The 22683-nt window shown below is 65.3% G+C and carries 21 protein-coding genes; 8 read left to right on the forward strand and 13 right to left on the reverse strand.

The window, feature by feature from the left end; translation table 11 throughout:
* The first annotated feature begins 992 nt into the window (after nucleotides 1-992).
* Both CV102_RS03705 and CV102_RS03710 read left to right on the forward strand, forming a co-directional pair.
* Nucleotides 993-1370 carry a winged helix-turn-helix domain-containing protein gene (locus tag CV102_RS03705; RefSeq protein WP_148856553.1) on the forward strand — a complete coding sequence of 126 codons (378 nt, stop codon included), beginning with the start codon at nucleotides 993-995 and terminating at the stop codon, nucleotides 1368-1370.
* Nucleotides 1367-1660, forward strand: coding sequence for a DUF7521 family protein (locus CV102_RS03710; protein ID WP_148856554.1), 294 nt, complete (start codon nucleotides 1367-1369; stop codon nucleotides 1658-1660). Before CV102_RS03705 ends, CV102_RS03710 begins: the two co-directional genes overlap by 4 nt.
* A gap of 18 nt (nucleotides 1661-1678) precedes the next feature.
* Here the strand turns inward: CV102_RS03710 and CV102_RS03715 are convergent, their stop codons facing one another.
* From CV102_RS03715 to lipA, 6 genes are all read right to left on the reverse strand, one after another.
* The gene (locus CV102_RS03715) at nucleotides 1679-2845 is read right to left on the reverse strand and encodes a multicopper oxidase domain-containing protein (protein ID WP_187432854.1); all 1167 of its coding nucleotides are present in this window, start codon (nucleotides 2843-2845) and stop codon (nucleotides 1679-1681) included.
* Between the two features lie 141 nt (nucleotides 2846-2986).
* On the reverse strand, nucleotides 2987-4450 hold the full coding sequence (gene lpdA, locus CV102_RS03720) for a dihydrolipoyl dehydrogenase (RefSeq protein ID WP_148856555.1): 1464 nt from the start codon (nucleotides 4448-4450) through the stop codon (nucleotides 2987-2989).
* 37 nt (nucleotides 4451-4487) lie between these two features.
* The gene (locus tag CV102_RS03725) at nucleotides 4488-6122 is read right to left on the reverse strand and encodes a dihydrolipoamide acetyltransferase family protein (protein ID WP_148856556.1); all 1635 of its coding nucleotides are present in this window, start codon (nucleotides 6120-6122) and stop codon (nucleotides 4488-4490) included.
* Between the two features lies 1 nt (nucleotide 6123).
* The gene (locus tag CV102_RS03730) at nucleotides 6124-7110 is read right to left on the reverse strand and encodes an alpha-ketoacid dehydrogenase subunit beta (RefSeq protein WP_148856557.1); all 987 of its coding nucleotides are present in this window, start codon (nucleotides 7108-7110) and stop codon (nucleotides 6124-6126) included.
* Between the two features lie 3 nt (nucleotides 7111-7113).
* Entirely contained in the window at nucleotides 7114-8223 is a 1110-nt protein-coding gene (pdhA, locus tag CV102_RS03735) for a pyruvate dehydrogenase (acetyl-transferring) E1 component subunit alpha (protein ID WP_148856558.1), read from the reverse strand.
* A 353-nt stretch (nucleotides 8224-8576) separates the two neighbouring features.
* A complete protein-coding gene (gene lipA, locus CV102_RS03740) occupies nucleotides 8577-9545 on the reverse strand; it encodes a lipoyl synthase (RefSeq protein WP_148856559.1) in 969 nt (322 codons plus the stop codon).
* Nucleotides 9546-9662: 117 nt separating this feature from the next.
* Here lipA and CV102_RS03745 point away from each other — a divergent pair, with 117 nt between their 5' ends.
* The 3 genes from CV102_RS03745 to CV102_RS03755 all read left to right on the forward strand — a co-directional run bounded on the left by CV102_RS03745 (nucleotide 9663) and on the right by CV102_RS03755 (nucleotide 14075).
* The gene (locus CV102_RS03745) at nucleotides 9663-11063 is read left to right on the forward strand and encodes an MATE family efflux transporter (RefSeq protein WP_148856560.1); all 1401 of its coding nucleotides are present in this window, start codon (nucleotides 9663-9665) and stop codon (nucleotides 11061-11063) included.
* 62 nt (nucleotides 11064-11125) lie between these two features.
* Nucleotides 11126-11644 (forward strand): PH domain-containing protein, encoded by a 519-nt coding sequence (locus CV102_RS03750; RefSeq protein WP_148856561.1) that lies wholly within the window; start codon nucleotides 11126-11128, stop codon nucleotides 11642-11644.
* 70 nt (nucleotides 11645-11714) lie between these two features.
* Nucleotides 11715-14075: a DEAD/DEAH box helicase gene (locus CV102_RS03755; protein ID WP_148856562.1), complete on the forward strand. Its 2361-nt coding sequence runs from the start codon at nucleotides 11715-11717 to the stop codon at nucleotides 14073-14075.
* 26 nt (nucleotides 14076-14101) lie between these two features.
* On the opposite strand, the gene CV102_RS03760 is transcribed toward CV102_RS03755, so the two are convergent.
* From CV102_RS03760 to CV102_RS03770, 3 genes are all read right to left on the reverse strand, one after another.
* Nucleotides 14102-14506, reverse strand: coding sequence for a hypothetical protein (locus CV102_RS03760; protein WP_148856563.1), 405 nt, complete (start codon nucleotides 14504-14506; stop codon nucleotides 14102-14104).
* 199 nt (nucleotides 14507-14705) lie between these two features.
* Complete coding sequence (locus CV102_RS03765) at nucleotides 14706-15362, reverse strand: HAD family hydrolase (RefSeq protein ID WP_148856564.1); 657 nt, start codon at nucleotides 15360-15362, stop codon at nucleotides 14706-14708.
* Nucleotides 15363-15412: 50 nt separating this feature from the next.
* Entirely contained in the window at nucleotides 15413-16009 is a 597-nt protein-coding gene (locus CV102_RS03770) for a DJ-1/PfpI family protein (protein ID WP_148856565.1), read from the reverse strand.
* Between the two features lie 146 nt (nucleotides 16010-16155).
* Between CV102_RS03770 and CV102_RS03775 the strand changes: the two genes are divergently transcribed.
* Nucleotides 16156-16656, forward strand: a complete 501-nt coding sequence (locus CV102_RS03775) for a hypothetical protein (RefSeq protein WP_148856566.1) — start codon at nucleotides 16156-16158, stop codon at nucleotides 16654-16656.
* A 37-nt stretch (nucleotides 16657-16693) separates the two neighbouring features.
* Here CV102_RS03775 and CV102_RS03780 read toward each other — a convergent pair whose 3' ends face one another.
* Both CV102_RS03780 and CV102_RS03785 read right to left on the reverse strand, forming a co-directional pair.
* Nucleotides 16694-17749, reverse strand: coding sequence for a lysylphosphatidylglycerol synthase transmembrane domain-containing protein (locus tag CV102_RS03780; RefSeq protein ID WP_148856567.1), 1056 nt, complete (start codon nucleotides 17747-17749; stop codon nucleotides 16694-16696).
* A 77-nt stretch (nucleotides 17750-17826) separates the two neighbouring features.
* Nucleotides 17827-18615 carry an inositol monophosphatase family protein gene (locus CV102_RS03785; protein ID WP_148856568.1) on the reverse strand — a complete coding sequence of 263 codons (789 nt, stop codon included), beginning with the start codon at nucleotides 18613-18615 and terminating at the stop codon, nucleotides 17827-17829.
* A 744-nt stretch (nucleotides 18616-19359) separates the two neighbouring features.
* Between CV102_RS03785 and CV102_RS03790 the strand changes: the two genes are divergently transcribed.
* Nucleotides 19360-19668 (forward strand): MazG nucleotide pyrophosphohydrolase domain-containing protein, encoded by a 309-nt coding sequence (locus CV102_RS03790; protein ID WP_148856569.1) that lies wholly within the window; start codon nucleotides 19360-19362, stop codon nucleotides 19666-19668.
* Nucleotides 19669-19686: 18 nt separating this feature from the next.
* Here CV102_RS03790 and CV102_RS03795 read toward each other — a convergent pair whose 3' ends face one another.
* The gene (locus CV102_RS03795) at nucleotides 19687-20862 is read right to left on the reverse strand and encodes an HD domain-containing protein (RefSeq protein ID WP_148856570.1); all 1176 of its coding nucleotides are present in this window, start codon (nucleotides 20860-20862) and stop codon (nucleotides 19687-19689) included.
* 86 nt (nucleotides 20863-20948) lie between these two features.
* The gene (locus CV102_RS03800) at nucleotides 20949-21470 is read right to left on the reverse strand and encodes an AAA family ATPase (RefSeq protein WP_148856571.1); all 522 of its coding nucleotides are present in this window, start codon (nucleotides 21468-21470) and stop codon (nucleotides 20949-20951) included.
* Between the two features lie 167 nt (nucleotides 21471-21637).
* On the opposite strand from CV102_RS03800, the gene CV102_RS03805 reads away from it, so the two are divergent.
* On the forward strand, nucleotides 21638-22657 hold the full coding sequence (locus tag CV102_RS03805) for a substrate-binding domain-containing protein (RefSeq protein WP_148856572.1): 1020 nt from the start codon (nucleotides 21638-21640) through the stop codon (nucleotides 22655-22657).
* Nucleotides 22658-22683 lie beyond the last annotated feature (26 nt).

Raw genomic sequence — 22683 nt, forward strand, 5'->3', positions numbered from 1 at the left:
GTGCAACTAGCATGGCTAAATCGGACTCCAATAGCAATGGCCTCCGGCAGGATCAACCGGAGTGCTCTATCCCCGGCGAAGCCGGGGGGTTTGGCGGAGTATGTAGTAGATACACACTCACTTGCTATGGTCCACGTTCGGATCGACCACGATCGCGGACCGATCGGGCGTCACCGAACTACCAAGGCTAACATCAGATCCCATCTGTACGGCGGACCGCAGGGGTAGGATCCTCATTTCCTTCGGACGTATTCGTAAGCGCCGAGGAGTACTTAACCCCTTCGGAGCGTCGTCAGTCCGAGATGACGGAACGAGTTGAACGCTCCGTCGATCACGTGTTGCATTACATCCGAACCCCCGTATACACTTAAGGGCAACGGATCGCACCTGCACCGAAAACCGCATCCGGCGAGGTCGTTTGCAATCCAATCTGAGTGCCCAGTCACGTATAAGGGCGTCGGATCGTCGTGACCGGCGAAGCCGGCCACGAGCACATCCAAGTTCGAGTGCCCTCGTACGGATAAAGTCGTCGGATCGAACCGACGACCAGGGTACGGATATAGTACCTACCTCCGTGCCGGGAAACGGCCGGAGGGGACGCGGCGTGTACCACGTCGTTCGCATTAGTATCGAATGCCGGGTACACATATAAGGCCGTCGAACTCGAGAGAGGTCGAACCCCGATACCATGGCACGGTTTTCCACTGGACAATCACTGCCGTGACATATATAAATCACACCCGTTGCTCGAGCACTCGCTCGTCGATTCGAGAATATCGCGCGGGCGGAGGTCGGCCGCTCATTCCTCCCTCGCAGGTACGGTCGGACCGAATGATACCCGCGCGTTCGCACTACGAGCGCGCACGCGCAAGAAGGCTTCGAGTCGCGTACTCGAGAGCCGATCGAGTCGGGTCGACGAGAGCACCACACGTAGCCGGATCACGCGTGTGTATCGATGCCGATAAACCACCTGCGTTAGAATAACAAGACGAATGGTCCGGGACCCGATCACTTCGGAATCATCACCGTCACCGGAAGTGATCTGTTCTGCGCTCGATGACCCTGACTGTCGGGAGATTATTCGGAACCTCGACGAGCCAATGACGGCGTCGGAGCTCAACGCTCGGTGTGAGATCCCCCAATCGACGCTGTATCGGAAGCTCGAGATACTGACTGACTCGACGTTACTCGAGGAGTCGACCGAGATCCGCCGGGACGGCCATCACGCGAGCAAGTACTCGATCGCGTTCGACGAGATCACGCTCGCGCTCGATGACGACCGGAACCTGACGGTTCAGATCGAGCGCCCGGCGCGGACAGCGGACGAACGACTCGCCGAACTGTGGTCCGAGGTGCGAAAGGAGACATGACCCTACCACTGACTGGAATGGAAATCGCGCTCGCACTGGCAATCGTCAAGACGCTCGTTCTCGTCGTCGGAAGCGTAATTACGTACTTCGCGTTCAAGGCCTATCGACGAACGCGGCAGCCGGCACTTGGCTACCTGACCGCGGGCTTCGGGATCGTTACGCTCGGGTTCGTCCTGGCTGGCGTCCTCCACGAAATCCTCGGAGTCTCGCTCGCGACGGGCGTTCTCCTCGAGAGTCTGCTGGTACTCGCGGGCTTTCTCGTGATCGCCTACTCGCTGTACGTCCAGTAAGACGACGACCGAAACCGGTTAGCCGTCGTATCCTGCGTCGTCCATGATTTCGTCGAACTCCTCGGTCTCCATCGCTTCCTCGTAGACGATCGCAGTTGCCATGCCACCCGGGTAGGCGTCTTCGGTCGTAACGTGGTGTACCTTGTGACAGTGTGCCGGATAGATGCCGGGATCGGCATCGGCCTCGAACTCCAGGGTGTACCGTTCGGCGGGGGCAATGTTGATTACGTCTTCCTCGTGCTGGGCCGACTCGGGAATCGGCGACCCGTCCTTCTCGACGACGGTGAACCGGTGACCGTGCGTGTGGAAGGGGTGCGATTCGTAGCCGTTGTTCGCGATGTTCAGATGGACCGTCTCGCCCTCGGAGACGATCAGCGGCGAACCCTGTTCGGGGTGGAACGTCGTCGGTGCGCTCCGGCCGTTGATCGTGTAGGCGTTCGAGGACCGTTGGGACGGGCTGTAGTCGGAATCGGCGCCAGCCTCGCGGTCGTGAAGCCGAGTGTCCCAGTCCCGCAGCGTCAGGAAGTACTCCCGGTCGGGTGCCTCGTAGTCCTCCGGATCTACCCGGAGAATGCCGTACATTCCCATGTCGAGGTGATTGTGGGTCTGGTAGTGGCAGTGGTAGACGTGCGTTCCCGGCACGTCGCCGTGAAGCGTGTAGGTGTGGCTCTCGCCGGCCCCGACGTGTTCCCGGTTCGTGACGGGCGCACCGTCGTCAGCCCACGTCTTACCGACCGCGTGGACGTGGACGGTGTGAGGCCGGTCGTGCTCGCTGTTGTCGTAGGTGAGTTCGAACGTGTCGCCTTCCGTCATGCGGTAGATCGGGCCGGGAACCGATGGCTCGAGGTCGTCCGCCTGCCAGGCCCACACCTCGGGGAGTTCGACGGGACCACCGGACGCCGCCTCGGTGACGAGTTCGTGACGAGATGCGACGGTTCGCAGCGTCGACTCGTACCCCTGCTCCGCGACGTCGACGATCTGGGGTGGTGCGGTGTAGGGATAATCGGTTAGCGGTCCGTCATCGGCCTCTTCTCCATCGTTGCTGTCGTCGCTGTCGTCGCTCTCGACAGCGCCATCGTCGCCCGAAAGCGCGGACATACAGCCAGCCAGTGCGCCGAGCGCGCCCGTGCCAGCGATCGAGAGGACGGTTCGGCGTCGAATACCGGAGGGCGTGTTGGAGGTCATGGTCACATGCGTCCGTTGGAACCGACTAATGAAGGGTTGTTAAGTCGGTTCCCAGCTGTCGGGAAACACATGATTAATTCCTGGTCGTTTCGGGCCAGTTTACTCAAAAAGGAAGGCGGCGATTCGGCAGCAGGTACCGAGTCAACGGTTCAGCGTGTGAATCGCGTGGCCGAGCGCGTTCTCGGCGGCTTCCATCACGGCCTCCGAGAGCGTCGGATGCGTGTGGACCGTCGATGCGACGTCCTCGAGCGTCGCGCCGAGTTCGATCGCGAGGCCGAGTTCGGCGACGAGTTCGGACGCTTCCGGACCGACGATCTGTGCGCCGAGCACGTAGCCCTGCTCGTCGTCGGCGACGATCTTGACGAACCCGTCCGATTCGCCGGTGGTTAGCGCCCGGCCGCTCGCTCGGAACGGGAACTTGCCGACGGCGGTCTCGAAGCCGGCCTCCTCGGCCTCGGCTTCGGACATCCCCACGGTGCCGATTTCGGGTTCGGTAAAGACCGCGGCTGGCATCGCCTGGTAGTCGACCGCCGACGGTTCGCCGGCGATCACTTCGGCCGCGACCTGGCCCTCCGTGCTTCCCTTGTGGGCGAGCATCGGTTCACCGGCCACGTCCCCGACGGCGAGGATGTGCTCGACGTTCGACCGCGTGCGCGAATCGGTCTGGATGAAGCCGCGGTCGTCGGTCTCGACGCCGGCCTCCTCGAGGTCGAGCGTGTCCGAGACCGGTTCGCGGCCGACGGCGACGAGCACCTTCTCGGCGTCGAGTTCGAGCGCCTCGTCCTCGACGGCCTCGGCTTGACCCCCATCGGCTGCAGCCTGCTCGGCCGGCTCTGCGACGACCTGGATGCCGTCGCCCGTCTCGGACCACTCCGAGGCCGCGTAGCCGAAGTGGAAATCGATTCCGAGGTCGTTCGCGCGCTGCTTGACCGGTCGTTTGAGATCGTCGTCGTAGCCCGGCAGGATGCTGTCGAGCATCTCGATGACCGTCACGTCGGTGCCGAGTTTGGCGTAGACGCCGGCCAGTTCCATCCCGATGTAGCCGGCACCGACGATAACCATCGAGTCGGGCACGGAGTCGAGCGCCAGTGCTTGCGTCGAGTCGAGCACCGGTTCGTCGCTGTAGTCGAATCCAGGGATCTGGATCGGCCGTGAGCCGGTCGCGACGATGGCGTGTTCGAACTCGAGGGTCTCCGATCCCTGGCCTTCGCCGCTGTGCGAGACCCGGACGGTGTTCTCGTCGGCGAAGGTTGCAGTCCCCTCGAGCAGGTTGACGCCGTTGGCCTTGCAGAGCTTCTCGACGCCGCCCGTGAGCTGGCCGACCACGTCGTCCTTCCAGTCCATCATCTTGGCGAGGTCGACCGCGGGGTCGGCGTGAATCCCCATCTCCTCGGCGTTGCCCGCCTCGTGTGCAACGTCTGTCGCGGTGATCAGTGCCTTCGACGGGATGCAGCCGTCGTTCAGGCAGGTCCCGCCGTAGGCGTCCTTTTCGACGAGCGTTACGTCCAGATCGAGCTGACCGGCCCGGATCGCGGCCACGTAGCCCGCGGGTCCGGCGCCGATGATCAGCACGTCCGTTCCGGTGGTGACATCTCCGACGACCATTAGTTCGCTTCCTCGTTCGGTAGTGTACTAAGCTTCATCATTCGAGCAGTAGTAGTTCGGGGTTCTCGAGGTATTCCATAACCGTGTTGGTGAACTGTGCACCGATCGCGCCGTCGATCAGCCGGTGGTCGAACGACAGGGACAGCGTCATCACCGAGCGCGGTTCGATCGACTCGGTGCCGTCCTCGTCGGTGACGACGCGGGGCTTGCGCTTGATCTCGCCGATCGCGAGGATCCCCGCCTCGGGGTAGTTGATGATCGGCGTCGCGTACTCCCCGCCGATCCCGCCGATGTTGGTGATCGTGAACGTCGAGCCCTGGAGTTCGCCGGGACTGATCGACCGTTCCCGGGCCTTCTGGACGAGTTCGTTCATCTCCGAGGAAAGCTGGAGGAGTCCCTTCCCGTCGGCGTCGTCGACGACCGGAACCATCAGTCCGACGTCGGTCGCCGTGGCGACGCCCACGTTGTAGTAGTCGCGGTAGACGACTTCCTCGTTCTCCTCGTCGATCACCGCGTTCATCTCCGGGAACTCCTTCAGTGCCGCCGTCACCGCCTTCATGATGAACGGCATGTACGTGAGTCGGATCCCCTGTTCCTCGGCGCGCGGTTTGAGTCGTTCCCGCGCCTCGACGAGTTCGGTCACGTCGACCTCGTCGTGGTGAGTGACGTGTGGCGCGCTGTACTTCGACTCGACCATCGCGTCGGCGATGGTCTTCCGGACGCCCTTGAACGGCTCCCGGCGTTCGCGTTCGCCGGGCGCGAACTCGGTCCCTTTCTCGGCCTCGCCGACCGGTTCGCCGGCCTCGATCGCCTCGCGATCGGCCTCCTGGGCCTGCCGCTGGGCCTCGGCGTACTCTTTGACGGCTTCGGGCGTGACGAACGCCTCGCCGTCGCGCTCCTCGGTTGCGGGGACGGCGTCGATGTCGACGCCCTCCTCTTCCGCGATTCGCCGAGTCGCGGGTGCCGCCAGCGTTCGGTCGCGGTCGGCCGACTCGACCTGGGCCGGCGCGGACGTCGACTGGCTCGTCTCGACTGCCGTTTCGCCCGCGGCCTCGGTGGAACTCGAGTCCGTTTCCGCGTCGGATTCGGGTTCGGCGGTCGTCGCCGCGGAGTCGGTCGCCTGCGACGGCTCCGAACCGCTCGCCGCAGCCTGCACGTCCGCCGTGGTGATGCGACCGCCGGGGCCGCTGCCCTCGAGTCTCGAGAGGTCGATCCCTTCTTCACGGGCCATCCGTCGAACGCGCGGCGGTGCGAAGACGCGATCCTCCGGCGGCGCGGCTTCGGCGGTTTCGCCGCCGGTCGCACCGGCGTCGCCGGCGGGTTCGCTGTCCGCGCCCTCTCCGGCTTCGTCGGGTGAGTCGACGCCCGGCGGTTCGCTCGCCTGCTCTTCCTCCGAGGGGGTTGGTTCCTCCTCGGTCTCGGCCTCGGCTTCGCCCTCGACGTCGAAGACCACGAACACGTCGCCGACGGGGACGATATCGCCCTCCTCGTAGCGACGCTCGCGAACCGTGCCGTTGACCGGCGCGGGCACCTCGACGAGGGCCTTGTCGGTCTCGACCTCTGCAACCGGCTGGTCCTCGCTGACCTCGTCGCCTTCCTCGACCAGCCACGAGACCAGTTCGCCCTCGGCTACCCCTTCGCCGACGTCGGGAAGTTTGAACTCGCGTACCATGTTAGAACCCCATCGCGTCCCGGATACCGTCCTCGATGCGGGCCGGTTCGGGCAGGTAGTAGTCCTCGAGCGCGTACAGCGGGAACGGCGTGTCGAATCCCGTGATGCGCTCGACCGGTGCCTCCTGGTAGAGCAGCGCCTCCTCCTGGATCGTCGCGGCGATTTCGGCGCCCAGACCGCCCGTCTTGGGCGCCTCGTGGACGACCGCCGCGCGGCCGGTCTTCTTGAACGACTCGATGATGGTCTCCTCGTCGAGCGGCGACAGCGTCCGGAGGTCGACGACCTCGACGTCGACCTCGCCCTCGAGGTTCTCCGCGGCCTCGAGCGTCGGTCGGCTCATCGCCCCCCAGGTGAAGACGGAGATATCCGACCCCTCCCGGCGGACGGCAGCCTCGCCGATCGGGACCTCGTAGGGTTCGTCGGGGACTTCCTCGCGGAACGCACGGTAGATGAGTTTCGGCTCGAGGAAGATCACCGGATCCGGCGAGCGGATCGCGCTGGTCAGCAGCCCCTTCGTGTCGTATGGCGTCGAGGGAATGACGACCTTGAGTCCGGGCTGGTGGACGAACATCGCCTCCGAGGACTCGGAGTGGTGTTCGGGGGCGCGGATCCCGCCGCCGTAGGGTGCGCGAAGGACCATCGGACACGTGTATCGACCGCGCGAGCGCGTCCGCAAGCGCGCGGCGTGGGAAACGATCTGGTCGAAGCCGGGGTAGATGAAGCCGAGGAACTGGATCTCCGGCACGGGTCGCATCCCGTAGGCAGCCATCCCGATCGCCGTTCCGACGATTCCCGACTCGGCCAGCGGCGTGTCGATGACTCGGTTCTCGCCGAACTCGTCGTACAGCCCCTCTGTGGCGCGGAAGACGCCGCCGTTCTTGCCGACGTCCTCGCCCATGACGACGACGTCGTCGTTGCGTTCCATCTCGCTGTGCAACCCGTCCCGAACCGCCTGTACCAGGGTGAGATTCTCTGATTCTGCAGCCATATGTTAGCCCTCCAGTAGCGCGTCGTCACCGTGTCGCTCGCGAATCGATTCGAACCACTCGAGTTGTTCCTGTAACCGTCTGGGCATCCCTTCGTAGACGTGTGCAAAGATCTCTTCCGGATCGGGACGCTCGACCGCCTCCGCAGCGTCGATGGCGTCGGCCACGTCCTCGGTGATCCGGTTTTCGATCGTGTCGACGCGCTCGTCGTCGAGGATGCCGTTGTTACGCAGGAACGTCTCCATCCGTGGAATCGGATCCTTCTGCTTCCAGCGTTCGACCTCGTCGTCGTCGCGGTACACCGAGGGGTCGTCCGCCGTCGTGTGCGCACCGAAGCGGTACTGAACCGCCTCGATGAGCGTCGGTCGAAGTTCGCCTTCGCCCGGGTTCTTGGCCTTCTCGACGGCGTCACGGGTGACCTTGTAGACCGCGAGCGGGTCCATTCCGTCGACCTGGACGCCCTCGAAGCCGTAGGCCTCGGCCTTCTGGGCTAACGTGTCGCTCGCGGTCTGGCGCTCCCGCGGAACCGAGATCGCCCACTGGTTGTTGTTACAGAAGAAGACGTTCGGGGTGTCGAAGACGCCGGCGAAGTTCAGTCCCTCGTGGAAGTCACCCTCGCTCGTCGCGCCGTCGCCGAAGTAACAGAGGAACGCCTTCTCCTCGCCCTGCAGGCGGGAGGCCCACGCCGCGCCCGTCGCGTGTGGGATCTGGGTGGCGATCGGGACGGCCACGGTGAAGATGTTGGCGTCCTCTGGAATCTGGTTGCCTCGTTCGTGGCCCATCCAGTACAGCAGGGTGCGCTTGAGCGACATCCCGCGAACGAGCGCGGAGCCGTGCTCGCGGTAGCTCGGGAACATCCAGTCGTCGGTGTCCAGCGCGTGTGCGCTGCCGATCTGGGCACCCTCCTGGCCGGATAGCGGCGGATACGTGCCCATCCGACCCTGTCGCTGCAGGCTCACCGCACGTTCGTCGAAGTGGCGAACGAGTCGCATCTGCTCGTACATCTCGACGAGTTCGTCCTCGGAGAGCTCCGGGACCTCGGCGCCCTCGAGGACGCGTCCAGCGTCGTCGAGAATCTGTACTCGCTCGTCGGGGTCTCGTTGTATCGTGCTCACGGGTAAACCCACCTGTACATACCCTAACGAATTATCGCTCGCGTTAAAGGATTTTCGTAAATAGTTTACTATCAAAGAGATTCTTGCCCGACATTCCGAGAGTGTTCGACGAACTGGCTTCGAACCGTTCGATCGTCCGAAAGCGGAGGGGCGTTGAGCCAGTTCGCGCAATATTTGTAAATAAATCATCGGAATACTGGACGAGCGGTCGGTCTCCAGCCGAATGCGAAACCGGCGGCTGTGAGCGTATTTGGGTCGAGAACGACGACGAGCGGCAGTCGGGAACGAACGGTGAGCGACGAGTGGCGGGACACGGGCCGTCGACGCTCCGGGCTCTCGGCGACTCGTGCCGGTTACTCGGCCAACCTGGTTGGCGACTGTGACTCCGACCGCGCGGCGCGGCGCGCCTCCGCCACGCTCTTGCCTTCCCGCAGGATGGCGTCGACGAAGAGTTCGCCCGCCTTGTACGACGAGCGCACCATCGGACCGCTGGCACAGTAGAGGAAGTCGAGTTCCTCCTCGGCAACCTGCCGCCACGTCTCGTACTTGTCCGGGTGGTCGTAGCGCCGGACGTCGAGGTGGCTCCGCGAGGGCTGGAGGTACTGTCCCAGGGTGACGACGTCGACACCGCGCTCGCGACAGTCCGCGAGCGTCTGGTAGACCTCGTGGTCGTACTCGCCGTGGCCGAGCATGATCGAGGTCTTCGTGTAGATATCGGACTCGCGCTCGACCTGTTCCAGCACCGACAGACTCTGTTCGTAGCCTGCGCGGCGGTCTCGGACGGGGAACTGGAGCCGTTCGACGGTCTCGACGTTGTGCGCGATGACGTCCGGATCCGCGTCGATGATCTTGCGCACGAGACGCTCCTCCCCCTGGAAGTCCGGGATCAGAACCTCGACGAGGATACCGGGATGGCGGTCTTTGATCTCGCGGATGGTCTCCGCGAAGTGGCCTGCGCCCTGGTCGGGCAGGTCGTCCCGGTCGACGCTCGTGAGGACGACGTAGTCCAGTCCGATCTCGGCGACGGCCTCGGCGACGTTTGCGGGTTCGTCGGGATCGAGTGGTTCCATCCCGCCGGTCTGGACGTCACAGAAGTTACAGGCTCGAGAGCAGCGATCGCCCATCAGCATGAACGTGGCCGTCCCGCCTTCACTGTCGCCCGTTCCGGCGCCACCCGACCAGCACTCTCCGAGATTCGGACAGTTGGCCTCCTCACAGACGGTGTGGAGGTTCCGCTCGCGGAGGGTCTCCCGGATGTCAGTGAACTCCCGACCCGACGGGGGTCGCATCTTGAGCCAGTCGGGCTTTCGAGCGCTGCTCATACTACGAACGTGGTAGTCCGGAGGGAAAAATAGTTGTGATCAACCACCCCGTTCGTCGGACGTACGTTCCAGCCAATAGTAATATTTATTTTACTGATCAATAATCATGGGTACGAGATGTTCGACCTCGACCGCGAGGAGATCACGACGGGGTCCATACCGAAGGCGCTCGCGCTTCTGGCCGCACCGCTGCTCGTCCAGAACCTCGTGCAGGTGCTCCAGCAGGTCGTCGACACGCTCTGGCTCGGACGCCACAGCCTCGAGGCCGTCGCCGCGGTCGGGTTGACGTTCCCGCTCATGGGACTGCTGGCGGCGGTCTCGATCGGTGCCGGCGTCGGGACCCAGGTACTCGTCTCACAGCGCGTCGGGGCAGACGAGGAGACGAGCGCCCGCCGCGCTGCGGCGAACGGAATCGTCGTCGGCTTCCTCGCCGGCGCGGTCGCCGGACTCGCGGTCGCGTACTTCGCGGCCGACATCGTCGGCGTCTTCGGCGCCGGCGAACTCGTCACCCAGTACGCCGCCGCGTACCTCGCGGTCGCCGCACTCGTGTTCCCCGTCCTGAGCGCGAGCGAAGGTCTCGAGAAGGGGTTCATCGGCTGGGGTGACACGCGCGCAGCACTCTACATCAACACCGTGGCCGTCGCCGTCAACATCGTCCTCGACCCGTTCCTGATCTTCGGCTGGTGGCTGTTCCCCGAACTCGGCGTCGTCGGTGCGGCGCTGGCGACGGGGATCGGCTACGGCTTTGGCTTCCTGTTCGGCCTCGGAATGGCGGTACGGGGCCGCGACGAGTTCGTTCTCTCGCGAGACGTCTGTGAGTTCAACCTCGAGGACTGTCGCGAGATCGTCGACATCGGCTGGCCGACCGCCGGCCAGTACGTCTCGAGCCAGTCCGCGCGCGTCGGAATGGTCTGGCTCGTCGCCCTCGTCGGTGGCGCGACGGGGCTGGCGGCGTACACGATCGGCGCCCGGGTCGCGGCGATCGCGTTCATTCCGGCGATAGGACTCCAGCAGGCCGCACAGAGCATGGTCGGTCAGAACCTCGGGGCGGAACTCCCGGAACGGGCGCGACGGACGACCTGGGTCGGCGTCGGTATCGCGAGCGTCAGTCTCACCGTCGTCGGAGCGATCCAGTTGGCGATTCCCGAAACGCTGTCGGCGCTGTTCGTCCCCGACGCGACGCAGGCCGAGGTTGCGCTCGCCGCCGACTACCTCCGAATCCTCGCGTACGGCTACTGGGCGATCGGGGCGACGTATCTCCTGCAGGCCGGGTTCAACGGTGCCCGGCGGACGCGGACCAGTCTGATCGCGACCCTGTTGCAGTACTGGATCGTCAGATTGCCGGTCGCACTCGGCGCGGCGTTCCTCCTGAACATGGGCGTCATCGGCGTCTTCTGGGGCGTGACGATATCGAATATCGTCGCCGCGCTCGGACTCGGCGTCTACTACTGGTACGAAACCGAGACCGGAATGAACGTACGAGCGGTCGAAACCGCGGCATCGGAGCCGGCTGACTGAGTCGGTTCCCGAAACGGGCCCGCCGCGATAGCTTTACGGCGGAGAACAGAATAACAAAAGCCATGCCTTCTTCGTCACCGGACTGGCTCCATCTCTCTGACGACGAACGGATCGTCTGGGAGAGCCGGCCTCACCCGATCACGATGGGGATCAGGGTGCCAGTCGCCCTCCTGGTCCTCCTCGCCGGGTTCGCACTCGCCGGCTGGAGCGCAACCGATGGCGCCACTGTCCTCACGTACGCCGGGATCGTCATCGCGGTCGCGGGCGCCGTCGCCGTGTTCCTCCGGTACATCTTCTGGTGGAACACCCGATACGTGATCACTTCTGCAGAGCTATACAAGAAACACGGCGTCGTCTCGCGGGACGTCACCCAGTTCCGACTCGATCGAGTCCAGAACACGACCTTAGAACAGGACGCGATCGGCCGACTGCTCGGCTACGGCGACCTGACAGTCTACACCGCCGGCTCCGGCGACCCGGAGCTCACCTTCGAGCGGACGCCTCGCCCCGAGAGAGCGGGCAGCGCGCTCTCAGACCAGCTTAACGATGCCGTCGACGGGACTCGAGCCCGGAGTCCGTGATCCTCCACGTCACGTCGCGGACAGATCGCGAAGGAAACGCCTTTCACTTCCGACTTCCCGTTTCAGTCTGATGGAGGTCGCCGAGGTTTTACCCGAGTTCGCCGACGCCTTCGCCTTCGAGGAGTTCAATCGAATGCAACGCGAGGCCCTGCCCGCGTTGCTCGAGCGCGAGGAGAACGTGGTCGCGAGCGCGCCGACGGCGTCAGGCAAGACCGCACTCGCCGAACTCGCGATCTGCAAGGCGCTGGCCGACGGCGGCACCGCGCTCTTTATCGCGCCGATGCGAGCGCTGACCAACGAGAAAGAAGACGACTGGGACCGGTTCGAGGAACTCGACTACTCCGTGTACGTCGTCACCGGCGAGCGTGACCTCAACCCGCGGCGGGCGCGTCACGCGGACATCCTCGTGATGACTCCCGAAAAGCTCGATTCGGCGACCCGGAAACACGACTCCCGACGGTACGACTTCGTCACCGACATCGACCTCTGTGTCATCGACGAGGTTCACCTCCTCGACGCCGACCGCCGGGGATCGGTACTCGAGGTGACGATCTCCCGACTGCGCCGGCTCTGCGATCCCCGGATCGTCGCCCTCTCGGCGACGATGCCGAACGTCGACGATGTCGCTGCGTGGCTCGACGCGCCCGACGAGACCACCTTCGAGTTCGGCGACGAGTACCGTCCCGTCGACCTGAACGCCGGGGTCAAGACCTACACGCACGGTGAGAACTCCTTCGCGGACAAGTACCGCCGTCTGTACCGCGCGCTCGACCTCGCGGAACCGCATCTCCGCGAGGACGGCCAGTCGCTCGTCTTCGTCTCTTCTCGACAGGACACCGTCCAGGCGGCCAAAAAGGCCAGAGACGAAATCGCCGAGCGCGACGTGCCGATGGGCGCCCGCGGCGACTACGACTTCCACACCGAGTCGAAGGAACTCGAGAACGACACCCTTCGCAACTCGGTCCTCGACGGCGTGGCCTTCCACCACGCGGGGCTCTCGAAGAACGACCGCGACCTCGTCGAGGAGTGGTTCAAGGAGGGACACGTCGAACTGCTGTTCTCGACCTCGACGCTCGCGTGGGGCGTCAATTTGCCCGCGCGCTGCGTCGTGATCCGGGACACGAAACTCCACGATCCACTCGAGGGCGAGGTCGACATGAGTCCGCTCGACGTGCTCCAGATGCTCGGGCGCGCGGGTCGGCCCGGCTACGACGACGTCGGCTACGGCTGGGTGGTCTGTGACACCGCCGAGGCCGACAAGTACCGTCGGCTGCTCCGGGACGGCAAGGAGATCGAATCCCGCCTCGCGGAGAGCCTCGAGACACACCTCAACGCCGAGATCGCGATGGGGACCATCACGGACCTGGAGGACGTGATGGACTGGCTCGAGACGACGTTTTACTACGTGCGCGGACAGTCACAGCCCGAAGAGTACGACTTCCCCAACCTTCGCCAGCGCGTCCGGGACTGTCTCGAGGAGCTGGTCGACCAGGGATTCGTCACGATGGGCGAGTCCGGCGATCTCTCGATCGAGGCGACGCCACGGGGCGTGCTCGCCTCGAAGTACTACCTGCGACTCGAGACGGCCGCCCGGTTTGCGGAGCTGTGCGACCGGGTAAACGACGGCGAAACGCTCGAAGCAGACGACGTCCTCGAGGCCGTCGCGACCGCCGCGGAGTTCGACTCGGTGTCGGCCCGCCAGGCCGAGCGCGACGCCATCAGCGCGGTGCTGGTCGGCCAGGACACCGGCGACCTCGAGGCGGGCGAGCGAAAGGTGCTGGCGATCTTGCGCGGTGCCGCGAGCGGCTCCGTTCCCGGCGAACTCAGGAGCGACGCCTGGGTCATCCGCCAGAATGCGACGCGCCTCGTCTCCGCCCTCGGGGCCTTCCTCGACCGACTGGCGGGGCCACAGGCGGCGAACCTCGCCCGACGCGTCGAGGCCCGAATCGAGAACGGCGTCGCCGAGGACGCGGTCGGACTGACCGCCATCGACGGGGTCGGCCCCGGCCGAGCGAGCAAGCTCTCGAAAGAGGGGCTGTCGACACCCGGCACCGTCGTCGACGCTGGTGTCGCCGGACTCGTCGACGCGGGGCTCTCCGAGGGCGTCGCCGAGCGCGTCTACGAGGGCGCACAGTCGCTCCCAGCGGCCGAACTCGAGTGGGGCACGTTCCCGGAGACGATCGGCGTCGGCGAGAACGACGTCTGCGAGGTCACCGTCCGAAACGTCGGCGAACCCGCGCGGGCTGGGATTCGCGTGACCGTGAACGGGGTCGAGATGACGAGCACGAACAGCTACCTGCGCGACACCGAGACGGTTCCAGTCGGCGTCTTCGGTGCCGACGCGGACGAACTCGAGTTTGCCGTCAGGGTCGTCTTCCCCGAGGAGCCGCTGGTGCCACTCGAGGAGCGGCGAACGGTCGACGTCGTCTGAGACGGACCGGTCGCGTTCCGGGATCGTTACGTTTCGAACTCCTCCTCTCGTTCCCGTTCGAGCCGTTGACAGCCGATCACCAGCGAGTCGGGAATCTCGGTCGCGGTCGACTGTAGCGCCTCGAAAACGGTGGCGACTTCGTCGAACTGCGGCCCGCGAGACGCGACCAGCGGCTCTCGCTCCCACTCGACGAACTCCCGGTCGGCCAGCATCGGAAGGTGGCAGTGGTGCAGTTCCTGCCGAAGCCGCTCGGGGTCGACGGGAACGTTGGGGTTTATCGCACGTTCCGGCAGTGAAACCGTCTGGTCCGGCGGTGCGTCCAGCAGTGAGACGATGAGTTGCCGACGCGGTTCCGCCGAAAGGACCTCGAAGACGCGGTCCCACCGCCCGATGACACGTCGTCCGTTCTCGACCCGTACGTCCAAATCCATTATCCCTGAGACTGGGATTGCCCCGGTATAAATCATTAACCTATCAACAAAATTTTCAATTCATACCCAGGAGACGTCCATAAATACAACATATTCCGAATTATGCGACAATCTAGCACCAATGTCACGGTGATACCTGTTCGTACGTTCGAGATCACCGACTCGGGAACGGTTCGTGATCTCGGATCGCCGTCTCCGACTACGCGTCGTCGGCGAACTCGAGCACCGTCTCGCGCAGTTCCACAGGTGAGTCGACGACCTCGTCGGCTGGCGAGAGATCGATGTCGCCGTGTGCGTCGATCCGATAGGCGACGACGGTAGATCCCGCGCGATCCGCCGCCTTGACACCGTTCTCGGAGTCCTCGACGATGATGCAGTCCTCGGCGGGGACGTCGACGCGCTCCGCGGCATACTCGAAGACGTCCGGTTCGGGTTTGCTGTCGGCGTCGAGGTCGTCGGCGCTTACCACCTCGTCGAACTCGCCCTCGAGGTCGAACCGCTCGAGGACCATCCCGATCCAGTCGTGGGGCGAGGAGGAGACGACCGACGTCGAGACGCCGCGATCGTCCAGTTCCGCGAGCAGGTCGTGGGTCCCGTCGAGCAGCTCGACGCGCTCGGTGTAGAGTTCCTCGGCCGCATCGCCGAACTTATCGACGTGCTCCTCGCGGGAAATCGCCGCCCCGTACTCCTCGTCGAGGTAATCGTAGATCTCCCGATAGTTCATCCCGGTCACTTCGGCGACATCAACGTCCTCGTCGGGGACGGCCGCGGGGAGGATCTCTTCCCGCTGAAACTCGACCCAGTAATCTTCGGAGTTGACGAGAACGCCGTCCATGTCGAACAGGACTGCACTCATGTACATCGGAGTAGCCGGGACGGACGTATAGCCGTTTGGCCGTCAGCGGCTCAGCCGAAAACCTCCCCGCGGCGCTCGTGTTCCATCTCCTCCTCGACCGCCTCGGCGATCTCGGCGCCGAACTCGCGCTCGAGCAGCCACAGCGCCAGGTCGATCCCCGCGGTGACGCCGCCGGCCGTGAGGACGTCGCCGTCGTCGACCACGCGCTCCTCGACGACGTTCGCGGCGGACTCCTCGAGGTCGTCGATCGCGACCTGGTGGGTCGTCGCGGGCCGGCCCTCGAGCAGTCCCGCCTCGGCCAGGATCATCGCACCGGTACAGACCGAGGCGACCGTCGCCCCCTCCGCGTACTGTTCGTCGAGGACGTCCGGTAGCACGCCGTCCTCGACGACGGCGCGAACGCCCTCGTTCGCGGCCGTCCAGCCGCCCCCGGGGACGAGTAGCAGATCCGGCTCTCCGAGCGTCCCCTGCGGTTCGACCCGGAGGTCGTGACTCGCCGTGACGAGGTCGGTCTCCTCGAGCGTGACCAGCCGCGTCTCGATCGACGCGCCGGCCTGGGCGCCGTTCTCGAGGACCTCGTAGGGTCCGATCGCGTCGAGTTCGTCGAAGCCGTCGAACAGCAGTATTTCCGCGGTAACGTCGACCATGTACGATACGTTCGCGTGGTCGCAGAAACGTATTGTGCCAGCACGGGTCGGATCGGACGGCCCTCGCGAAACCTGCACTTCCGGCCGCGATCGTCTCCAGCTACCCGAACCGCAGATTATTTGTCAGATAGGGTACTGATCACGGTATGGATCGGCGGCGATTTCTCTCGGGAACCAGCGGGACGGTGTTCGCAACGGCGGCCGGGTGCCTGAGTAGCGGCGAAGAGAGAACGGCAACGATCGAGCGAGACGTCCGGGAGTTTCTGGAATCGGATGCCGCGTTTTCCGAGGAGATAGCAGTCCTGACTGCGTCCGAAGTCGAAGCAATCGAGTATCACCCGGGCGGCGTCGCCGTCGGGGTGCGTCACACGCTGCCGTTCACGGCGAGCGACGATCCGGAAGACGTCCGTGACGCGGTGAATACGAACTCCTACGGTATCGCGGAGGCCGCCCTGGCGACTACCGACGAGATTTTGCGGATCGAATCGAATTCGTCCGTCGCGTCCATGGCGGAAGATGCCGCATACGAGGTCTCCTACGTCCATCTGCGGTGGGACACGTTCGACGACGTCGATTGGACGGCGATCGAACCGGCCGACGTGCCCGACGTCGCCACGCGGTATCACTTCGACGAGACAGCGTTCTGAGTCCCGGGAAGAGACGGAGCCACACACGCGTCGACCGCTACCACCACAGCGACAGCGCGATCGCCGCGATACCGCCGACGACGACCGCCAGCCAGTAGGCGACGACCCGGTAGAGGAGGCCGATCGCGAACGCGGTCGCGGCGTCGACGGGCGCGAGGAGCGCGAGCACCCCCGCGATGGTGAGTTCGACGCCGCCGAGGCCGCCGGGCGTCGGTGCGACGAAGCCGACCTTCGAGAGCGCGACCACGAGGATCGCCAGCGCGAGTGGAACCGCCTCGCCCATCGCCAGCGCCGTCAGGTACAGCGGGAGGGCGAACAGGAACCACGCCAGGTGGCCGATCACGAGCACGGCGAGCAGCGTGGTTCGGTCCGCGGAGATCGTCTCGAGCGTCCGGTAGAAGCCATCGAGCCGATTTCGCACGGGTTCGGGTCGAAGCGGGTCGGCGAGCGAGGGGCGGATGCGCTCGAGTGCGCTGCGGACCGGCGAGAGCGCCGCAAGGAGCACCGTCTCCACGGCGTCGCGGCGGAACCACAGCAGGGCCGCGACGACGACGACAGCGGCGATCGTCGCGAGAAACGCCACCGCGTACGTCCAGAGCGAGCCCGCGACTCGCCAGTAGAGGAGCAGGTACGCGAGACCGAAGCCGCCGAACGTGTAGTACGGGAGGTAGTTGACGAAGATGCCGCCCACGATCGCGGCGAGCCCCTCCTCGTACTCGACGCTCGAGCGCTGCGTGAGGACGTAGGCGACGCCCGGCGGCGCGACGACCTGCCCGTACGGGGTGACGTACTTGGCAAACCGCGTCGCGAGGTAGAGTCCCAGTACCGGCGGGAACGCCCCGTCGTAGCCGGAGGACTCGAGTATGCGGTCCCACACGACGCCGCGTAGCGAGAGGCAGCCGATCATCGCCGCGAACCCGATCGCGTAGATCGCGAGATCCGCACGAGCGGCCGCGAGCAGGACGTCCTCCCAGCCGAACGCACCGACCAGTACGGCGAGCAACACGACGGCGACCGCAAATGCCGACGCGACGCGGGCGAACTCGAGGTCGAAGCCGGAGTCGAGGGCCGGATCGGAATCGGGGTCGGTCATTGCGATCGGGTGGCGTCGAGCGGGCCGGATTGCTGTCCGGTTCGCCCACAGCGAGGGTACGCACGGCGAGCAGGAGATTAATTTCGGTCCAGAATTTCGGTGTGGGCGATATCGAGGAGCGCGTCGAACACCGCCTCGTTGCCGGCGGCGACGAACCACCCCTCGCCGCGCTCGGTCTCGAGGCCGCTCTCGCGGGCGAACAGCTCGCCGAGGAGCTGCTCCTCCCGATCCGGGCGGTAGCAGACCACGCCGTCCAGTCGGCCGCGAGCGAGCAGCCCCCAGTGGACCGTCGGGCTCCAGCTCTCGAGGCGGCGCTTACACCGCTTCTCGATAGCCCGGTTGATCGCCGCCGAGACCGCCGCGCGGTCGGGCTCTCGTTTCACGTCGTGACCGATAACCGACGCGACGGTCGCCGTCGACGGAGGCGCGTCGCTGCCGGCCCGCACGGGCCGTCCGTTGTACCTGACGCCCTCGTCTCGCCGCCCGACGTACAGGTCGTCGAGCAGCGGCACGTAGACGACGCCGAGAACGGGGTCGTCGCCCTCGAGGACGGTTACCGCCGAGGCGAACGACGGCAACCCCGACTCGAAGTTGTTCGTCCCGTCGAGCGGATCGACGAGCCACTCGTAGGCGCCGTCGCCCTCGTGGACGCCCGACTCCTCGGCGTCGATCCGGTGGTCCGGAACCCGAGACCGGACGACCTCGAGCATCCGCTCCTCCGAGCCGGTGTCGGCGCTCGATTTGACGTCGTGCTCGAGGCGGTCGACCTCCGTCTCGCCCGTGCGGTAGGCGTCGCGCAGGTATCGTCCGCCGGCGGTGCAGGCCTCGATGGCCGTTGTCTCGAGTTCCGAGAGGGATAACTCCATGACTCGCGTACGTCACCGAGCCGTCATCTTGAACGTTTCTATGACGGGGGTGATGTGACGGATTCGGTTCTTCGAACCCGGCCTCGAGTTGCGAGTGATGAGTTGCGAGCGATGAGTTGTGAGCGATGAGTGTCTACCGTCCACCTGCGGTGGCGTGTGCGGGCCGCGGGTTCGCCGTCGGACGGCGAACCGGGGCCGAAAGCACGCGAGGGGCGAGTGAGCGACCGACGGGAGCGAGCCGGCTGGGGAGGGTGTGGCTGTCCCTTGTGTTCGGAGGAAGCAGCGCAGTTCTGTCGAAATCTTCCCTTCCTGTACGAGTGGTACAGAGCAACCGTTCGCTGCAATAGCGAACGGGTCGATTCGAGTCACCGGTGATACTGATTGAGGGGCAGATTTCGCTTACCACGGCAACAGGGGATCTCCACGCCCTCCCCAGCCGAGTCGCTCGCTCACGGGTTCGCTCGCTCCTCCACCGGAAGACGCGGCGCGTCTTCCGAGCCGTTCGCTCGCACGGTTCGCAAAGACCTCGCACAACTTCGGCCGACGGCTCGCTCGGCTCACGGTTCCCTGCGGTCACCGCTCGCTTTCCGAGGCCCTCGCGCTGCTCGCGCCTCGCTCCGCTCGCCGCCGTCCAGCGCGCGCCACCACAGCGCAGGTCGGACGGTTTAAGAGGAGACGTGCTCCACCGAGACGTATCGCGACGGATTCCCTACCATTCTTGGTCCGGTTCCCGTCCAATAGCGTATGAACGACCGACAGCGACAGGTCGCGGAGTTCGTCGAAACGCACGGCCTCGAGACCCCGCCCGAGTTCAGGCTGCTCGACCTCGTCTCGGAGGTCGGCGAACTCGCGAAGGACGCGAACGAGTCGACCGATTACGGCGCCTCGCCCGCCGACCTCTCGATCGAATCGGACGAACTCGGCGACGCGCTGTTCGCGCTGCTGGCCGTCGCCGACAGCCTCGAGATCGACGCCGACGCGGCGCTCGAGGAGGCCCTCGAAAAGTACGAACGCAGACTGGACGACGGCGGATCGCCGGGCTCCGGCGAGTAGGAAGTAAGAAGCGCGCGATCAGGGGGCGGGGTCGGCCTCGATCTCGAGCACGGTCGCGGCCGCCTCGCGAACCGACTCGAGGTGGGCTGGCGGGGCGTAGACGCCGAGACGCCAGATCTCGCGCGCGCAGGCGTCGAGGCCGGCGACCAGCGGCGAGCGATCGGCGAGCCGTTGCGGTTCGCCGTCGACGACCACCCGCGCCCGCGACTCGGGCGAGGACGGGTCGCCGGGGCTGTCGAGGATGACGGACGCGGGATCGACGCCGGCCGCGCTCGCGATCTCGCGCTCGAGGTCGCGCGTCCGGTCGTAGTCGATCGCGACGAACTCGTCGGGAACGGCGCCACGCCTCGCCCAGAGCGCGCGTTTGTAGAGACGACGGTTGCGCAGGCGGTCGGCCAGGTCGGCCGTCGGCTCGTGGTCGGAAAGCGCCGCGAGGAGTTCCTCGTCGGTCAGCCGGGCGAACCGCTCGGGCGCGACGACGCCGTCGTCGAGGAGTCGCTCGCTCGCCCGGTCGAGCATCGCGCCGGCGATCCGGGAGACGTGATGGCGATAGACCGTCGCGTTCATGAGCGTCCGGGCGATCAGCGCGCTCTCGGCGGTCGCGACGTTGCCGTCGGCGATCACGAGATCGCCGTCGACGACCTGAAAGGCCCGGATCAGCCGCGCGTGGTCGATCGTCCCGTACGGAACGCCGGTGTGGTGGGCGTCCCGCACGAGGTAGTCCATCCGGTCGACGTCGAGGCCGCCCGAGACGAGTTCGCCGAGCGGGCCGCGCCCGTCGACGGTCGCCGCGACCGCGTCGGGGTCGACACCCTGCTCCTCGAGGACGGTTCCGAGGTCGGTCTCCTCGAGCAGCCACTCGATCTCGTCGTGGTGGCGACCGAGGTGGCGCTCGATGGCGCGCTCGGTCTGGTGGCCGAACGGGCCGTGACCGGCGTCGTGGACCAGCGCCGCGGCGCGGAGGCGGGCAGCGAGGTCGTCCTCGAGGTCCAGGTGGTCGACGGCCCGCGAGGCGAGATGGTAGACGCCGAGACTGTGTTCGAACCGGGTGTGGTTCGCGGAGGGATAGACGAGTTGGACGGTGCTCAGCTGGCGGACGTACCGGAGTCGTTGCATCGGCTCGGTGTCGAGCAGCGCCTCCGCCATCGGGCAGAGTTCGATGTAGTCGTGGACGCTATCCTTGATCGTCGTCACGTTCGACACTCGTCGGACCGGGGTCTTAGACGCGGTGATATTCGCCACCGGTGCGGACGCGCGGCGACTATCGCTGCACGACGACGCTACCGGCTCTGGACTGCCGGCTCGAGAAGCGCACGGTCGATCTGTTCGTACGTTTCCTCGAGCGACCCCGAGTTGTCGACGACGACGTGGTCGCGCTCGAGGGGATCGAACGTCTCGCGGAGCTGCAGGTACTGGTCGAATCGGGCGTCGCTGACGGTGTCCGTCCGATTCTCGATGCGCACCTTGACGACCTCGGGGTCGCAGTCGACGTGAACGAACGTGAGTCGGGCGTCGACTTCCGCTGCGATCTCGACGGCCCGGTCGCGGTACGGTTTCGACTGGAACGTCGCGTCGAGGACGACGTTCGTGCCGGACTCGAGGTCCTCGCGCGCGAGGCGGAGCAGTTCCTCGTACGTGGCGTTTGACTCCTCCGAGGAGTAGGTCGGTTCGGGGAAGAGGCGCTTTCGAACCCGATCGCTTCGGTAGCGTTCCGCCTCGAGGTGCTCGGCCGTGTAGGCGGACGCGACGGATTTGCCCACACCCGGCAATCCACAGTAGACGATCAGCGTTGAACGGGCCACGAATACGTATTGAGAGTACTGGTACTAAATCCGAACGGATTTCCGCTCCGCGTAAAGAAACTTCCCGCCGTTGTATTTTATTCCACTACAACTACTAAATACCAACATCAAATAATCAACACCCAAATTATCATTGACTTTATGTCGGTTCGCTTTTGGTACTATGTATGGCGCAGACACCACGCTGTGGCGATAGCACTCGACGAACGTTTTTGAAGGCCTCCGGGGGGGCCGCGCTCGCAGGGATGGTCGCCGGCTGTATCGGCAGCACCGGCGACGATGACGCCGTTCGGTTCGTTCTCAACCCAGCCGAGGAACAGACCGATATCGTCGAAGAGTACACTCCAATGGCCGAGTACCTGGAAGAGGAAACGGGGGCGACGATCGATCTGATCCGTGCGGGAACCTACGTCGAGACGCTCGAGGCGCTCGAGACCGACCAGGCGGACATCGCCGACACCTCGCCGACGGCGGTTCCTGCCGGAGAAGGATTCGCCGACGTCATCGGGATGCGAACGGCGTTCGGCGGTTCGCTGTACTTTTCGACGATCGCGACCACGCCCGACACCGGTATCGAGGAACTGTCTGATCTCGAGGACGAGGTGATGACGACCGGTGCGCGGATGTCGACCAGCGGGACGCTCATGCCGACACTGATGCTGTCCGAAGCCGGTCTCGACATCGGGAACTTTCCCGACGGCGAGGCGAACGACCTGGAACTGCGGACGGCACCTGATCACGACACGTCTCGAGAGCGGCTAGTCGAGGACGACGAAATCGTCGCATCCGCAACCGGCGCGTTCGCCTCCGCACCGCAGATACCACAGGAGCAGTTCGACGACTACGAGGAGTTCGTCGAGCATTCCGCCGAGTACGACGGGGCGGGGAGCGCACTCGAGGACGGCGAGGCCGAACTCCAGTTGCTCGCCGTCTCCGATCCAATGCCGCGTGCGCCGATCATGGCTCGCAGCGCCTGGGACGATCCCGAACGGGAAGATATCGAGGCCGCGCTGTTGGACGCCGACGAGGAGGACCTCCAGCCCGACGACGTCGAGGAAGGGTACGAACTCTGGTTTACGGGAATCGAGGAGGCCGACCAAAGCGATTACGAGCCCGTTCAGGAGATCCTCGACGAACTTGGCCTTGAGTTCCAGGACTTCGCACCCGACGAAGAGGACGACGAATAGATAAGCGGGCAGTAAAGACAACCACG

The organism is Natronococcus pandeyae (genome assembly GCF_008122205.1).
Classification (GTDB): Archaea; Halobacteriota; Halobacteria; order Halobacteriales; family Natrialbaceae; genus Natronococcus; species Natronococcus pandeyae.

Bases quoted from the DNA above. Each gene is read 5' to 3' on its own strand.
- CV102_RS03705 (WP_148856553.1), top strand. From the start codon at position 993: ATGGTCCGGGACCCGATCACTTCGGAATCATCACCGTCACCGGAAGTG.
- CV102_RS03710 (WP_148856554.1), top strand. From the start codon at position 1,367: ATGACCCTACCACTGACTGGAATGGAAATCGCGCTCGCACTGGCAATC.
- CV102_RS03715 (WP_187432854.1), bottom strand. From the start codon at position 2,845: ATGACCTCCAACACGCCCTCCGGTATTCGACGCCGAACCGTCCTCTCG.
- lpdA (WP_148856555.1), bottom strand. From the start codon at position 4,450: ATGGTCGTCGGAGATGTCACCACCGGAACGGACGTGCTGATCATCGGC.
- CV102_RS03725 (WP_148856556.1), bottom strand. From the start codon at position 6,122: ATGGTACGCGAGTTCAAACTTCCCGACGTCGGCGAAGGGGTAGCCGAG.
- CV102_RS03730 (WP_148856557.1), bottom strand. From the start codon at position 7,110: ATGGCTGCAGAATCAGAGAATCTCACCCTGGTACAGGCGGTTCGGGAC.
- lipA (WP_148856559.1), bottom strand. From the start codon at position 9,545: ATGAGCAGCGCTCGAAAGCCCGACTGGCTCAAGATGCGACCCCCGTCG.
- CV102_RS03745 (WP_148856560.1), top strand. From the start codon at position 9,663: ATGTTCGACCTCGACCGCGAGGAGATCACGACGGGGTCCATACCGAAG.
- CV102_RS03750 (WP_148856561.1), top strand. From the start codon at position 11,126: ATGCCTTCTTCGTCACCGGACTGGCTCCATCTCTCTGACGACGAACGG.
- CV102_RS03755 (WP_148856562.1), top strand. From the start codon at position 11,715: ATGGAGGTCGCCGAGGTTTTACCCGAGTTCGCCGACGCCTTCGCCTTC.
- CV102_RS03760 (WP_148856563.1), bottom strand. From the start codon at position 14,506: ATGGATTTGGACGTACGGGTCGAGAACGGACGACGTGTCATCGGGCGG.
- CV102_RS03765 (WP_148856564.1), bottom strand. From the start codon at position 15,362: ATGAGTGCAGTCCTGTTCGACATGGACGGCGTTCTCGTCAACTCCGAA.
- CV102_RS03770 (WP_148856565.1), bottom strand. From the start codon at position 16,009: ATGGTCGACGTTACCGCGGAAATACTGCTGTTCGACGGCTTCGACGAA.
- CV102_RS03775 (WP_148856566.1), top strand. From the start codon at position 16,156: ATGGATCGGCGGCGATTTCTCTCGGGAACCAGCGGGACGGTGTTCGCA.
- CV102_RS03780 (WP_148856567.1), bottom strand. From the start codon at position 17,749: ATGACCGACCCCGATTCCGATCCGGCCCTCGACTCCGGCTTCGACCTC.
- CV102_RS03785 (WP_148856568.1), bottom strand. From the start codon at position 18,615: ATGGAGTTATCCCTCTCGGAACTCGAGACAACGGCCATCGAGGCCTGC.
- CV102_RS03790 (WP_148856569.1), top strand. From the start codon at position 19,360: ATGAACGACCGACAGCGACAGGTCGCGGAGTTCGTCGAAACGCACGGC.
- CV102_RS03805 (WP_148856572.1), top strand. From the start codon at position 21,638: ATGGCGCAGACACCACGCTGTGGCGATAGCACTCGACGAACGTTTTTG.